At 67.8% G+C, this 12,571-nt stretch carries 18 protein-coding genes; 5 read left to right on the top strand and 13 right to left on the bottom strand.

Annotation, left to right across the window (positions count from 1 at the left end):
* Positions 1-17: 17 nt before the first annotated feature.
* The 4 genes from tsf (at position 18) to IEY56_RS10670 (ending at position 3,750) form a co-directional block, all read left to right on the top strand.
* Positions 18-854: a translation elongation factor Ts gene (tsf, locus tag IEY56_RS10685; RefSeq protein ID WP_189036907.1), complete on the top strand. Its 837-nt coding sequence runs from the start codon at positions 18-20 to the stop codon at positions 852-854.
* Between the two features lie 171 nt (positions 855-1,025).
* Entirely contained in the window at positions 1,026-1,793 is a 768-nt protein-coding gene (gene pyrH, locus IEY56_RS10680) for a UMP kinase (protein ID WP_045864997.1), read from the top strand.
* Positions 1,794-1,952: 159 nt separating this feature from the next.
* Entirely contained in the window at positions 1,953-2,510 is a 558-nt protein-coding gene (frr, locus tag IEY56_RS10675) for a ribosome recycling factor (RefSeq protein ID WP_189036906.1), read from the top strand.
* 52 nt (positions 2,511-2,562) lie between these two features.
* Entirely contained in the window at positions 2,563-3,750 is a 1,188-nt protein-coding gene (locus IEY56_RS10670) for a phosphatidate cytidylyltransferase (protein ID WP_189036905.1), read from the top strand.
* A 47-nt stretch (positions 3,751-3,797) separates the two neighbouring features.
* On the opposite strand, the gene IEY56_RS10665 is transcribed toward IEY56_RS10670, so the two are convergent.
* The 13 genes from IEY56_RS10665 to IEY56_RS10605 all read right to left on the bottom strand — a co-directional run bounded on the left by IEY56_RS10665 (position 3,798) and on the right by IEY56_RS10605 (position 11,593).
* Complete coding sequence (locus IEY56_RS10665) at positions 3,798-4,265, bottom strand: GNAT family N-acetyltransferase (protein WP_189036904.1); 468 nt, start codon at positions 4,263-4,265, stop codon at positions 3,798-3,800.
* 329 nt (positions 4,266-4,594) lie between these two features.
* Positions 4,595-4,780, bottom strand: a complete 186-nt coding sequence (locus IEY56_RS10660; RefSeq protein ID WP_189036903.1) for a hypothetical protein — start codon at positions 4,778-4,780, stop codon at positions 4,595-4,597.
* Between the two features lie 279 nt (positions 4,781-5,059).
* On the bottom strand, positions 5,060-6,286 hold the full coding sequence (locus tag IEY56_RS10655) for a tyrosine-type recombinase/integrase (protein WP_189036902.1): 1,227 nt from the start codon (positions 6,284-6,286) through the stop codon (positions 5,060-5,062).
* A complete protein-coding gene (locus IEY56_RS10650; protein ID WP_189037059.1) occupies positions 6,286-6,477 on the bottom strand; it encodes a helix-turn-helix transcriptional regulator in 192 nt (63 codons plus the stop codon). Before IEY56_RS10650 ends, IEY56_RS10655 begins: the two co-directional genes overlap by 1 nt.
* 2 nt (positions 6,478-6,479) lie before the next feature.
* Complete coding sequence (gene repSA / locus IEY56_RS10645; RefSeq protein WP_189036901.1) at positions 6,480-7,865, bottom strand: replication initiator protein RepSA; 1,386 nt, start codon at positions 7,863-7,865, stop codon at positions 6,480-6,482.
* Positions 7,862-8,047, bottom strand: coding sequence for a hypothetical protein (locus tag IEY56_RS10640; protein ID WP_189036900.1), 186 nt, complete (start codon positions 8,045-8,047; stop codon positions 7,862-7,864). Before IEY56_RS10640 ends, repSA begins: the two co-directional genes overlap by 4 nt.
* Before the next feature lie 94 nt (positions 8,048-8,141).
* Entirely contained in the window at positions 8,142-8,462 is a 321-nt protein-coding gene (locus IEY56_RS10635; protein WP_189036899.1) for a SpdD-like protein, read from the bottom strand.
* Between the two features lie 15 nt (positions 8,463-8,477).
* Complete coding sequence (locus IEY56_RS10630) at positions 8,478-8,672, bottom strand: hypothetical protein (protein WP_189036898.1); 195 nt, start codon at positions 8,670-8,672, stop codon at positions 8,478-8,480.
* Positions 8,673-8,685: 13 nt separating this feature from the next.
* Positions 8,686-8,880, bottom strand: coding sequence for a mobile element transfer protein (locus IEY56_RS10625; RefSeq protein WP_189036897.1), 195 nt, complete (start codon positions 8,878-8,880; stop codon positions 8,686-8,688).
* Positions 8,881-8,897: 17 nt separating this feature from the next.
* Positions 8,898-9,590: a DUF2637 domain-containing protein gene (locus IEY56_RS10620; RefSeq protein WP_189036896.1), complete on the bottom strand. Its 693-nt coding sequence runs from the start codon at positions 9,588-9,590 to the stop codon at positions 8,898-8,900.
* A 66-nt stretch (positions 9,591-9,656) separates the two neighbouring features.
* Positions 9,657-9,821: a hypothetical protein gene (locus IEY56_RS10615; RefSeq protein WP_189036895.1), complete on the bottom strand. Its 165-nt coding sequence runs from the start codon at positions 9,819-9,821 to the stop codon at positions 9,657-9,659.
* An 87-nt stretch (positions 9,822-9,908) separates the two neighbouring features.
* Positions 9,909-11,240: an FtsK/SpoIIIE domain-containing protein gene (locus IEY56_RS10610; RefSeq protein WP_189036894.1), complete on the bottom strand. Its 1,332-nt coding sequence runs from the start codon at positions 11,238-11,240 to the stop codon at positions 9,909-9,911.
* Positions 11,241-11,242: 2 nt separating this feature from the next.
* Positions 11,243-11,593 (bottom strand): SCO3933 family regulatory protein, encoded by a 351-nt coding sequence (locus IEY56_RS10605; protein WP_189036893.1) that lies wholly within the window; start codon positions 11,591-11,593, stop codon positions 11,243-11,245.
* A gap of 214 nt (positions 11,594-11,807) precedes the next feature.
* Between IEY56_RS10605 and IEY56_RS10600 the strand changes: the two genes are divergently transcribed.
* A complete protein-coding gene (locus tag IEY56_RS10600; protein WP_189036892.1) occupies positions 11,808-12,569 on the top strand; it encodes a GntR family transcriptional regulator in 762 nt (253 codons plus the stop codon).
* Positions 12,570-12,571 lie beyond the last annotated feature (2 nt).

The following is a 12,571-nucleotide window of genomic DNA, read 5'->3' as shown; positions in this document are numbered from 1 at the left end:
ACAGAAGGAAACCCACAATGGCGAACTACACCGCCGCCGACGTCAAGAAGCTCCGCGAGCTCACGGGCGCCGGCATGATGGACTGCAAGAAGGCGCTGGACGAGGCTGAGGGCAGCGTCGACAAGGCTGTCGAGATCCTGCGCGTCAAGGGCCAGAAGGGCGTCGCCAAGCGCGAGAGCCGCACCGCGTCGAACGGCGCTGTCGTGGCCCGGATCGCGGACGACAACAGCTCCGGCGTGCTCGTCGAGCTGAAGTGCGAGACGGACTTCGTGGCGAAGGGCGAGAAGTTCCTCGCTGTGGCCGACGCCGTCGCCGCGCACATCTCAGCCAGCTCTCCGGCCGACACTCCGGCGCTGCTCGCGTCGGAGATCGAGCCCGGCAAGACCGTGCAGGCGTACGTGGACGAGGCCAACGCCAACCTCGGCGAGAAGATCGTCCTGGACCGCTTCGCCCAGTACTCCGGCGACTTCGTCGCCTCCTACCTGCACCGCACGAGCCCAGACCTGCCCCCGCAGGTCGGTGTCCTGGTGCAGCTGGACAAGGAGAACGCGGAGATCGCCAAGGACGTCGCGCAGCACATCGCCGCCTTCGCCCCCAAGTTCCTCACCCGTGAGGAAGTCCCCGCCGAGACGGTGGAGAACGAGCGCCGCATCGCCGAGGAGACCGCGCGCGAGGAGGGCAAGCCCGAGCAGGCGCTGCCCAAGATCGTCGAGGGCCGTGTCAACGGGTTCTTCAAGGAGAACACCCTGCTCGACCAGCCCTTCGCGAAGGACAACAAGAAGAGCGTCCAGAAGGTTCTGGACGAGGCCGGGGTCACGCTGAAGCACTTCGCCCGCTTCCGCGTCGGCGCCTGACACTCCCACCTTCCGAATGCATGCCGGTCGCATGGACCACCGGGCCACGTATCCGGCATGCGCCCGCTAAGGTCGGGAACAGGGCAGTTGTGACGAGGAGGCCATTGCCGCATCGAGGACCGCGAGGATCCGACGGCAGTGGCCTCCTTCGTATGTGCACGAGGAGTACGCATGGGTAAGGACAGCGACAGCAACGGCACAGGCAGGGGCCGAGAAGGCCGAAAACGCTTCCTGCTGAAGCTTTCCGGCGAGGCGTTCGCCGGCGGCGGGGGGCTCGGAGTCGACCCCGACGTCGTGCACAAGATGGCGCACGAGATCGCGTCTGTCGTACGTGACGGCGCCGAGCTCGCGGTCGTCATCGGCGGCGGCAACTTCTTCCGCGGCGCCGAGCTGCAGCAGCGGGGGATGGACCGCGCGCGGTCCGACTACATGGGCATGCTGGGGACGGTCATGAACTGCCTCGCCCTCCAGGACTTCCTGGAGAAGGAGGGGATCGACTCCCGCGTCCAGACGGCCATCACGATGGGCCAGGTCGCTGAGCCGTACATCCCGCTGCGGGCGGTGCGGCATCTGGAGAAGGGCCGCGTCGTCATCTTCGGCGCCGGCATGGGCATGCCGTACTTCTCAACGGACACGACCGCCGCACAGCGTGCGCTGGAGATCCACGCCGAGGCCCTGCTCATGGGTAAGAACGGCGTCGACGGCGTCTACGACTCCGACCCCGCGAAGAACCCCGATGCGGTGAAGTTCGACGCCCTCGAGTACGGCGAAGTCATCACCCGAGATCTGAAGGTCGCCGACGCCACGGCCGTCACTCTCTGCCGTGACAACAAACTGCCGATCCTCGTCTTCGAGCTTCTCGCCGAGGGCAATATCGCGAGGGCCGTGAAGGGTGAGAAGATCGGCACCCTGGTGAGCAACCAGGGTACGAGGGGCTGACGTTCGTCCCCCGCGGACCGCGTTGCATACTCGGCGTCTTCGGCAACTCGGCGCCGTGGCAACGGTCCTGTACGGGGATGGACAACCACCTGCCGGTCGGACACCGTGCAGGACACAGGGCTTATCCGCAGAGCTCATTCACCGAATCAGGAGCACGTGGTGATCGAAGAGACCCTCCTCGAAGCCGAGGAGAAGATGGAGAAGGCGGTCGTGGTCGCCAAGGAGGACTTCGCGGCGATCCGCACCGGCCGGGCCCACCCGGCGATGTTCAACAAGATCGTGGCCGAGTACTACGGGACCATGACCCCGATCAACCAGCTCGCGTCGTTCTCGGTGCCGGAGCCGCGGATGGCGGTGGTCACGCCGTTCGACAAGAGCTCCCTGCGCAACATCGAGCAGGCGATCCGGGACTCCGACCTGGGCGTCAATCCGTCGAACGACGGCAACATCATCCGGGTGACGTTCCCCGAGCTGACCGAGGAACGCCGCAAGGAGTACATCAAGGTCGCCAAGAACAAGGGCGAGGACGCGAAGATCTCGATCCGCAGCATCCGGCGCAAGGCCAAAGAGGCTATCGACAAGGCCATCAAGGACGGCGACGTCGGTGAGGACGAAGGCCGCCGTGCGGAGAAGGAACTCGACGACACCACCGCCAAGTACGTGACCCAGGTGGACGAGCTGCTCAAGCACAAGGAAGCCGAGCTGCTCGAGGTCTGAACGTCACCCGTCGGTGTGTCCGTGATCCGTCCGAGGTCTGAGGCTGCAATCTGTGAACGACTCATCCTGGGGAGCCCCGCCGCCCCGCGCAGGTTTCCGGGGAGCACCCGGTCAGGGAAGCGTCCCGGGCGGCGTTGCGGGAGGAGCCTTTCCGCACGGCCCGGGTAGCGCTTCCGCGCAAGAGAGCGGTGGTGTGTCGCAGACTCGGCCCATGCCTATCGTCTCCGACCCGGGTGGTCACGGCAGAGGTTATGGCCACGGCAGATCCGGCCCAGGCGGTTCCCACGGCTCTGGCGGAGCCGGCGGGGCCGCATCGTCCTCCGGCGGCGCCGGTGCTGGTGGCGGCAGCGACAGAAGCGAACCGTACGGACAGCGCCCCGCCTCGGAGTCCTCCGACCCTGGGCCCGCCCCCATGGGAGGCAAGAAGCGTGCCGGCCGCGACCTGCGCGCCGCCATAGGGGTCGGCGTCAGCCTGGGCGCCGTCATCCTCGTCTCGCTGTTCTTCTACAAGCCGGTGTTCCTCGGCGTCATCGTGGTCGCCGTCGTCGTCGGACTGTGGGAGCTCACCTCTCGGCTCACCGAGCGCAAGGAGATCCGGGCTCCTCTGGTGCCTCTCGCGGTGGGCGGCGCCGCGATGGTCATCGCGGGTTACGTACGGGGCCCGGAGGGCGCATGGATCGCCATGGCCCTCACCTCCCTCGCCGTCCTCGTCTGGCGCATGACGGAGTCGCCGCACGAGTATCTGCGGGACGTGACGGCAGCCGTCTTCGCCGCCTTCTACGTGCCCTTCCTGGCCACTTTCGTCGCGCTGATGCTCGCCGCTGAGGACGGGCCGTGGCGGGTACTGACGTTCCTGCTGCTGACGGTCGTCAGCGACACGGGCGCGTACGCCGTGGGATGGCGGTTCGGTACGCACAAACTCGCCCCCAGCATCAGTCCCGGCAAGACGCGCGAAGGGCTGGGCGGAGCAATCGCCTTCGCCATGGCGGCGGGCGCGCTGTGCATGCAGTTCCTGATCGAGGACGGCAGCTGGTGGCAGGGCCTCCTGCTGGGGCTGGTGGTCGCCGTCAGCGCCACGCTGGGCGATCTCGGCGAGTCCATGATCAAGCGTGACCTCGGAATCAAGGACATGGGGACTCTGCTGCCGGGGCACGGCGGCATCATGGACCGCCTGGACTCGCTGCTGCCGACGGCACCGGTCGTCTGGCTGCTCTTCGTGATCTTCGTGGGCAACGGCTGACATTCACGACCGCTCGTGCTTTCGTCGCGCATGGCGGAGGCGTTCGCTTACGTGGTGGTCGGTTCGTCCACAGCGAGCTCCAACAGGGGCAGGACCCGTCCGGGAATCGACCCCGACGGCGCAGTCCCCACCCGCACTGCGCCCATCGCAAGGTAGAAGTCCTCGGCGTTCGGATCCGCGTCGATGGCCAGGAGCAGGAATCCGGTGCGTCGCGCGGCGGCGAGGATCCGCTCCAGAAGCAGACGGCCGACGCCTCGCCCGATGCACTCCGGGTCGACGAACATCATGCCCACGGCGCCCTTCGGGGGGTCCCCGTCCAGGGATGCGAAACCGACTACGACACCATCGTGCTCAGCGACGATGATCCGCCGCTGTGCCACCTCGTCAGGGCGGACCGTCAGCTCCTCCCTGCATGCGGCCATGAAGGCGTTGTCGTAACCCCAGTACGCCTTCGAGCGAAGCGCCAGTTCGGTCAGAAGCTCAGCCTCATCCGCTTCGGCCGGCCTGATCAGCATGGGTACTCCCGTCCTGAATTTGCTCAGCAGCTCCACGAGCCGCAGCGCCGGCAGAGACCCCCGGGCGCTTCTCGGTCACCTCACCAGACTTCGACGACCGCTCGCCTGCCCTTTTCAGCCCTCTGACCGTGCCGACAGACCATGCCCGATGGTGACCGTCCCCACCCCGCTGTGGCCAGGGGCACCGTCACCCGTCTGCGACACTGGTACGGCTATGCCGAAGCCCGGAGAACTCAGCGTTCCGGAGCATCAGAAAGCCCCCTACCAGCGCTCTTTCTGCCAGTAGGGGGCCGTCTTGTGGGCCGTGGGCCGTGCTGGGGCCGTGGGGGCTACGAGGGTCGGCCGAACACCCGCTCATAGATGACGAGGAACGGCGTCACGTATCCGACGGCTTCCATCGGGGTGGCAGCTCGCAGGCCGATGAGGATCGTCCCTGCCAATAGGGCGCTGACGTAGGTGAGGCTCGTCGCCCAGGGCGATATCTGACGGTGGCTTCGCTGAGGGTGATCATGCATTGTGGTGATGGCACCTGCTTTCAGAGGAAGTTGGAGCCTGCCGCCCGCCTGGTTTCGCGGCCTGCGGGCGGCACTAACGTTAGTGGACCCGAGGCCCTGCGATGCCTCTGATTCTTAAGTCTCCAGCCCCATCTTCCACTATTATAGATACTGTTCGGGCCGTCACCCTTGCACATCGCAAGGCAATTGAAGGTTTCTGTCTTTGATTGGCCTTCGGTATGGAGTCGGTGGTGCCTCTCACCCTGAACTTCGAGGGCGCGGTGAAGGGTGCGTCATCGACTATGACGTGTGCCACAACTCGTCGATTGCTCGGCGAGCACGCTCTTTGCTGCTCGGCGTCAGGTGGGCGTACACCCGCAGCGTCATAGCTGGGTCGGCATGGCCCAGGTACTCGCTCACGGCCTTTACGCTTTCGCCTGCATCTAGGAGGACCGAGGCGTAGAAGTGCCGCAACGCGTGCATGCCGTGCTGTCGAGCCGAGGCGTGCCGTTGCCCTTCCTCCGGTGTCGGGATGAGTCCGGCGGCAGCGAGTGCGCGCTTCCACTCAAGGGCGTTGAAGTTGCTGCGCCAGACGATGCCCCCGGCCGAGTTGGTGAAGATCAGATCCCGACGGACGAGCGGCCCATCCGGTGCCCTCCAGGGCAGTTCGATCGGCACGGGCGGATGCAGCTCGATGTGCCGCTTTAGTGCTGCGGCCACAGTGGTCGGGAGTGGTACGTCTCGCTCCTTGCCTCCCTTTGGAGGTGCGAAGACCGCCTGCCCGCGAATCTGCTTGACCTGCGTGTCGACCCGAAGGGCGTCGTCCTCGAAGTGCACAGCGGAGAGGGCAAGTCCCGCGATCTCGCCCTGCCGGAGACCACAACCGCTCCCGACATCGACCATGGCCCGATAGCGGGCGGGCAAGGCTTCGCGCACTGCACGCACGTCGGCAGCGCGCCAGGGCACCACACGGCCTACAGTGGCAGTCGGCGGACGTACGGAGCCCGCGCTGCACGGGTTCCGGGCGAGGTACCCGTCATCAACGGCGGCCGACAGCACCGCGCGCACGTTGGCGTACACGTTGCGGGCGTAGCTCCCCGAGATCGGAGAGGCCTCCAGATCCCTTACGAACTCCCGGATATGCACGGGGCGGAACGACCCGAGCGGTCGCGATCCGAGCCGGGGGAGTGCATGCAGCCGCAGGTGTCGCTCCACCAAAATCCGTGTAGCAAGGTCTGTCGTCAGGCCCTTAAGCCAGCGCTCGGCGTACTGCTGGAAGGTGACGCGGGCGGCTCTTGGGTCGACGTATTGCCCCCGCAGCATGTCGGCCTCGATCTCTGCCAGCCATTCCTCGGCGCGGCGCTTCTGCCGGTCCGGGAAGGACTTGCTCTTCTCCGTACCATCGGGGCCGACGTAGCGGGCGCGATAGCGCATCCCCGAGCCGTGACGAGACGTCTTGACTCTGGTCGTCGAGCCATCTGCCGTCCGCTCGACCTTGTACCAGCGGTCTTGGATGTGTCCGGCCATCAGGCAGCCTCCTCCATCCGGGAGGCAACCCAGGCGCGGACGTCTTCCGGGTCGAAGCGGAGGTGCCGTCCGACGCGGAAGCCGCGGGGACCGGTGTGCTTGCGGCGCCACTGGTAGACGGTCTCGACGGGTATCCCGAGGAGCTCCGCCAGGTCGACGGGCGTCAAGTAGCGCTCAGGAAGTCGACGCACGCTCACCACTCACCACCTCGTTCGAGTTCGCGCAGGGCTTCGCGCGCGGTTTCGCGGTGAGTTCGGATGTCGTTGGCGATGCCGGCGGCGAGTGCGGATTCGCCGGGGGTGTGGCCGTGTCCGGCGTACTGCCAGTCGGCCAGGACGAGCACGGTGTCGGGCTCGATGTCGTCCAGGCCGAGGGCTTGGGCTTGTTCGGCGGCGCGGTAGTCGGCTCGCGCCTGCCGGAGGGCGCCCAACGTCGTTGAATAGTGGCGGGATTTGCTGGAGAAGTGGCCACGGAAGCCGAGCATGTGCGCCCAGGCCCACAGCCGTCGGTCCGGGTACACGGGGTCGAGGTTCTTGCAGGCCCGGATGAGTTGTCGGGTGTGCTCTGGCAGGTCGTGCCGGTCGAGTTCTGCGAGTTCGCCGATGCGGCGGTCGAGGGTTCCGGTCGTCTCTGCGGCTTTGGTGGCGTACTTGGCGACGTAGGAGGCGACGGCTTGTTCGGTGAGTTCGGAGCCGTCGCCGAAGGCCTTGATGGGCCGTACGTCGAGCTGGGTGCCCCAACGCAGAGGGCGAGCAGGTTGTTCCCCTGCGGCGGGCACAGTGATGGTGGTGTACGAGTGTGCGGCGGCTGAGCGGATGGCGTCGGTCAGCAGCTCGAGCGTTGCCCAGGACGGCGGCGGGTCTTCGGGAGCGTCGGGTCCGTCGAGGCGGATGACGGCGTGGAAGTGGATGGCGCCCCGGCGCTGGAACTCTGCGACCTTGCCGTAGGAGATGCGGCAGACCTCCTTGAGAGCGCGCTGGGAGATGCCGGCGCGGGCGGCGATCTCGCGGCGGAGCCGTTTGGCGAAGCGGTCCCACAGCTGTCCGGCGTGGTTGTTGAACAGCACCGCTCCGGCGTAGTCGTAGGTCTCCCGGGCGAGCGGCGTTCCGAGGACCTCGGACTCGGCGGCGTGGCGTGTGCCGCATCGGCAGCGGCCGGAGTCGGGCTGGTTGTGGACGGGGCCGAAGCTGGGTGCGGTGAGGGTGGTGAAGACGCGCGGGTGGTCCCGCACGGTGCCGGGGATGTCGCGACGGTCGTCTCCGGCGAGTCCAGCGCGGATGAGGTGCCAGGTGTCTCCTGCGTAGGTGTATGCGCAGGCCGGGCAGCGTGAGGCGCGGCGGTTGCCGCAGGCGACGCGGAGACGGCCACCGGGCTCGTGTTCGGTGGAGTAGTGGTGCAGGGTCTCGCCGGTTGTGCGGTCCTTGGTGAGGGTCCAGCCGGTGAGGTGGATGGGGTTGGCGCAGCCGCCGGTGCGGTGCACTTGTTCTTGCCAGCGGTCGAAACCGGAGGACCCGGCCACCCTCAGCGCGTCGGTGAGGGTGATCGGGTCCAGGCCCGCCAGCGTGGCGGAGTTGGTCATGCGTTCACCTCCACGGCCCGGCGAGCCGGGAGGGACGTGGTGCCGGTGCCCTTGCAGGCCGGGCAGTGGGAGCGGAGGGTGACGCGGGAGCCGTCGCGGTGGCGCATGCCGGTGTCGATGGCGACGACGGGGAAGCCGTCGCAGTCGCGGCACAGGCGCTGCCGGTTGTCGGTGTGGGCCATGATGGGTGTCCCTTCTGATCTGTTGCGGGTTGGTTGGGGGCTGTGCCTGCCGGGGCGGCGGATGCTTGGCGGCGAAGCCGTCCCGGAGGGCCGGTCAGCGGTGCTGCTGGCCGTTGAGCAGGGAACGGAGGACGACCGCGCAGACCGCGACCGAGACTCCGGTGATGGTGACGGCCAGGAGCAGCGAGACCAGGACCGTCCCGACGACGAGCACGGCCGCCGTTCCGCCCCCGACGAGGAGGGCGAGCGAGCCGGGCGTGAGCCGGACCAGAGTCGAGGAGACCGGGGCGGGCACAGGCGCCGAGGCCGGGCGGTAGTGGGTCGGGGCGGCAGCGGGCTCGACAGCGGTCGGCGTGACGAGGCGAGGCGAAGTGCCGGCGGGGGTCGGGGTGTTGGGGTACTTGGGTCGGAACATGGCGGGGTTCTCCGTTCAGTCGTTGGTCTCGTTGACGACCTGGACGCCGGTCTCGGCGGTGCCCTCGATGGCGGGGGCGAGGAAGGTGTCGGCGAGCAGGAATCCGCCGAGGAGGAGCGTGACCACGAGCCACGTCGGCGGGCGAAAGAGCTTGATGCCGAAGTAGCCGAAGACGGCCAGGAGCAGGACGAGCGGGATCTCAACGTTCACGGCAGGTGTCCTTTCAGCGGATGCGGCAGCGGTGGGTGCGGGCGGCGAGCTGGGCGGCGGTGCGGGAGCCGTAGTCGGCGGACCAGCCGCAGCGCTCGGAGGTGCACACGGCGGCGTGGGTGGTCTGGCCGGTGCGGCGGGAGCGGGTGGTGCCGATCTGCACGGGGCCGATGCGTTCGACGGAGTGGAAGAAGTCACGGGCAGGCATGACGCGTTGTCCTTTCGTCAGGTGAGTTGGGCGGCGATGGCGTCGGCCATCGGCGCGGGAACACCCAGGCGGGTGCGGAGGGTGTCGGTGTCCATCGGCTCGCCGGTACGGGCTCGGTGGGCGTCGGTGAGCTTCCGGGCGTGCTCCACCAGCGGAGCCGGAACGGAGACCGCCGGAGCCGCCACGGGAGCGGCAGCCGGGGCGGATTCGGGCTCGATGGCCGGGGGTGCCGGCGCTTCGGTCTGCTCGATCGCAGCCGATGCCGTTTCGGGAGCGGGTTCAGGGCGTTCGAGGCTGGGTGCTTTGGGCTCGTCCTGGTGCGCCGCGTGTTCGGGGGTCTCGTGCGGGGAGTGGACGAGGAGGGTTCCGCCGAGGAAGGCCAGGGCGGGCCATCCGGCGACGAGGATGCGCAGCCAGTCGGGCACGTGGTTCAGATCGAGGAGTCCGGCGGTGGCGATGTTCGCGCCGAGGGAGGCGGCCAGTGCGATGAGGAACCAGGTCCACGCTGCAGCGGCAGGGGAGCTGTCGGCCTGGAGGGCTCGCAGGCGACGCCAGGCGGCGACCAGAAGCAGGTCGACGCTGATGGGGTAGGCCCAGGCTTTCCAGCCGTCCTGTCCGGCTGCGGCGGCGATGTCGTGGAGGTGAGCGAAGGACAGGGCACCGGCGATCACGGCTTGAACGAGCACGGCGTCGAAGCGCAGTGTGCGCATCGGGGTCCTCCTTCCTTGGGGGTTGGGCCGGGCGGCCGGTTGAGGCGCCGCCCGGCGGCGAGTTGGTCAGCTCGGCCCGGTCTCAGGCAGTTCGCCAATGTCGACGGACGCGGCGAGGGAGAAGCCGAGGGCGTCGGCGAAGTCGAGGTCAGCGCCGGGTAGGTCGGCGTAGGCGGAGAGGTCTTCCAGGAGCCGGATGGTGCGGGTCAGGTCGTCGCAGTGCGGGCACATGGCGGGCACTTCCTTCCGGTTGCAGGCATGGGGCGGGTAGGGACGTGGCGTGAGGCGGTCACGCCGACCGGTGTGCGGGAGCGGGAGTTAGGCCGCTGTGACCAGTTCCGGAGCGGTCTCCAGGGCGGGCCGGTAGGCGGCCAGTTCCGGGATCTCGGGGGTCAAGTCGGCGTGCTTGTTGCAGGTGTTGACGGCCTGCCGCAGCGTCGTAAACGGCGTGCGGGTCAGTGCCCAGCCACCTGTCGAGTCGGCGGCAACGGCGGTGCCGGGACGTTCGGTCTGGATCTGCACCGCAGCGAGTACGGCGTCCGGGGCGATATCGCCGAAGGCCATGTTCGCCGAGGCTTCGTCGTTGACGCGGTGGGCTGTGCGGCCGGTGAGCTGGGAGCGCAGGAGCGTGATGCCCTTGCCCAGGTCGGCGCCAAAGCGCTGACCGCAGACCTCTACGTAGATGCCGGCGGCGCGGCCCAGCTGGGCAAGGCGAACCAGCGCGGTCACGATGGCGTCGCGGCGCTTCTCATCTGCCTTGGCGGCCAAGGCGAGTTCGGCAACCTCGTCCACCAGCAGCACGACCGGTACCGGCCGCAGGTGCTCGGGCAGACCCCAGATGTCCGAGGTGATCTCACCGTCCGGGACATCGGCGCTGATGCGCTGTTCACGTCGGATCACGTCATAGATGGCCTCCATGCGGTCGATGAGGGATTCCAGCAGGCCCAGGGCGTCATCGGGGTTGTCGGCCAGGGCGGAGAAGCGGCGGGCCAGCGGGTACAGCTCCACTCCGTTCTTGCAGTCGATCCCGACCAGCGCGACCCGCTGAGGGGCGAGCGCCGAGACAAGACGCCGCTGGTATACGGACTTCCCCGACTGCGTGGCGCCGATGTTCAGCGCGTGCGGGACCTGCCGGTAGTCGCGGTAGTGGACCGAGCCGTCTTCCCGCAGCGCAACGGGCACCCGCAGCGTCGACTCTTCGGTCTTGGCGGGCATGTGCACCCGCTTGAGCACGTCGTAGCCGGTCATACGCAGCTCCACCACACCGGCCTTCACCTCGCGCGAGGAGACACCCTGCATGCCGAAGGAGTGCCGCAACCGGTCAGAGGAGGCAGCGAAGTCGAACGCGTCCTGTCCCGGCTGAAGCTTGATCCGCAGCACCAACCCGGTACGAGTGACCTTGAGTCGGCGGATACGCGGAACCCGCGAGCCAGGTACCTCGCTACGGGTGGCGCGGGCCAGCAGCAGCCGAAGCCGGGAGGGCGGAACGGTCAGCCCGCACGCCTCCATGACCGAGCCATAGCGGGCGAGGAGCCGGACAACGGCCACCAGGGCGCCGAAGGTGAGCCAGTACCAGGCCGGGCGGCGCCACCGCAGCAGCACCGCCGTGCCCAGGATGACCACCGCAGCGGCGATCGTCAGCCACTCCATGATCAGGCCGCCTCACTCTGGCCAGCAGCTAGGGAAGTGACCGCCACGGCGCGGAAGGCGATACCGTGCCGACGCTGGCCGTTGAACTCGTTGTCCCACGGCCGAGCGATCAGACCGGTCAGCGCCAGCGGCGTACCCATGGCCAGCTCACCAGTGATACCGGGCTCCGGGACAGTGATCGACAGGATCTCGGGAGCGTTGCCCTCCAGCGCGAACATCACGTTCACTGTCATCAACTTCGCGCCGGTCTCACGGTCGGTCTGAATCTCACCGGTCTGCCGGTTCGTCTTCGCCTCAGCAGGCCCGGCAGCCATGACCTGAGCAGTAGTCGTGTCGACGGGGATCTGACGCATGATGGAACTCCCTTTCAGGGGACAGGGGCGACGCGTCTGCTTGGCGGTAGGGCGTCGCCCCGCTCGTTTCCTCCTTGAGGAGACCTCCTTAAGGAGGTCTGAGATCACAGTGCACCTCCTTAAGGAGGTTCGTCAAGGGGATCGAGGAAACTTCCCTGTGGAAACCTCTGTGAGGAGGTCTAGGGTGGAGGGAGACCCCGAGGGAGAGCACAGGATGAGCACCGAGAAGCGATTGCCAAAGAGTCGCGAAATCGCTGATGAGCTGCGCAGAGCGATCGAGTCGGGGGACTTGGCGCCCGGTACCTTGCTGCCCTCAGAGCGCGAGCTGGTGGAGCGCTACGCGATCTCCAGCGGCACGGCGAGCAAGGTGATCGCCCTCCTCAAGTCGACCGGCCTGGTGGAGAGCCAGGTCGGACGAGGGGTGTTCGTCCGCAAGCGCACGCAGCTCATCCGGCACGCGCACGACCGGTACGCCCGCCGCTGGAGAGAGGCCGGCAAGGCTCCGTTCCGCTCGGAAGTCGAGGCCCAGGGGCGTACGGCATCCGTCGAGGTCAACAGCGTCGAGCGCATCGAGCCCCCGAAGTGGGTCACCGAGCGCCTCGCGCTGCCAGGAGGGGCCCAGGTCGTGCGCCGGGCGAACACGTACTCCGTCGACGGGCATGCGGTGCAACTCGTGAACACCTACATCCCGCTGTCGATCGCCCAGGACACGTCACTCGAGACAGCCGTCCCCGGCCCCGGCGGGATCTACGCCGCGTTCGAGGAACTTGGGCACACGCTGACCCGGATGCTGGAAGAGGTCCAAGCCCGGATGCCCCGCTACGAGGAAGCGCAGCAGCTCAACGTCAGTAACGGGACGCCCATCCTCGACGTGGTCCACATCAGCTACGACCAGCACGAAACCCCCATGGATCTGAGTCACTTCGTGCTCCGCGCAGACGAGAACGTACTCACCTACGAGCTGCCGACCGACTGACA

This window comes from Streptomyces daqingensis, assembly GCF_014645895.1.
In the GTDB taxonomy this organism is placed as follows: Bacteria; Actinomycetota; Actinomycetes; order Streptomycetales; family Streptomycetaceae; genus Streptomyces; species Streptomyces daqingensis.
The sequence above is the reverse complement of the archived record's forward strand: the minus strand, read 5'-3'. Positions and strand labels throughout refer to the sequence as shown.

Excerpts from the sequence above, each read along its gene's own strand:
- tsf (WP_189036907.1), top strand. The coding sequence starts at position 18 with ATGGCGAACTACACCGCCGCCGACGTCAAGAAGCTCCGCGAGCTCACG.
- pyrH (WP_045864997.1), top strand. The coding sequence starts at position 1,026 with ATGGGTAAGGACAGCGACAGCAACGGCACAGGCAGGGGCCGAGAAGGC.
- IEY56_RS10665 (WP_189036904.1), bottom strand. The coding sequence starts at position 4,265 with ATGCTGATCAGGCCGGCCGAAGCGGATGAGGCTGAGCTTCTGACCGAA.
- IEY56_RS10660 (WP_189036903.1), bottom strand. The coding sequence starts at position 4,780 with ATGCATGATCACCCTCAGCGAAGCCACCGTCAGATATCGCCCTGGGCG.
- IEY56_RS10655 (WP_189036902.1), bottom strand. The coding sequence starts at position 6,286 with ATGGCCGGACACATCCAAGACCGCTGGTACAAGGTCGAGCGGACGGCA.
- repSA (WP_189036901.1), bottom strand. The coding sequence starts at position 7,865 with ATGACCAACTCCGCCACGCTGGCGGGCCTGGACCCGATCACCCTCACC.
- IEY56_RS10640 (WP_189036900.1), bottom strand. The coding sequence starts at position 8,047 with ATGGCCCACACCGACAACCGGCAGCGCCTGTGCCGCGACTGCGACGGC.
- IEY56_RS10635 (WP_189036899.1), bottom strand. The coding sequence starts at position 8,462 with ATGTTCCGACCCAAGTACCCCAACACCCCGACCCCCGCCGGCACTTCG.
- IEY56_RS10625 (WP_189036897.1), bottom strand. The coding sequence starts at position 8,880 with ATGCCTGCCCGTGACTTCTTCCACTCCGTCGAACGCATCGGCCCCGTG.
- IEY56_RS10620 (WP_189036896.1), bottom strand. The coding sequence starts at position 9,590 with ATGCGCACACTGCGCTTCGACGCCGTGCTCGTTCAAGCCGTGATCGCC.
- IEY56_RS10615 (WP_189036895.1), bottom strand. The coding sequence starts at position 9,821 with ATGTGCCCGCACTGCGACGACCTGACCCGCACCATCCGGCTCCTGGAA.
- IEY56_RS10610 (WP_189036894.1), bottom strand. The coding sequence starts at position 11,240 with ATGGAGTGGCTGACGATCGCCGCTGCGGTGGTCATCCTGGGCACGGCG.
- IEY56_RS10605 (WP_189036893.1), bottom strand. The coding sequence starts at position 11,593 with ATGCGTCAGATCCCCGTCGACACGACTACTGCTCAGGTCATGGCTGCC.
- IEY56_RS10600 (WP_189036892.1), top strand. The coding sequence starts at position 11,808 with ATGAGCACCGAGAAGCGATTGCCAAAGAGTCGCGAAATCGCTGATGAG.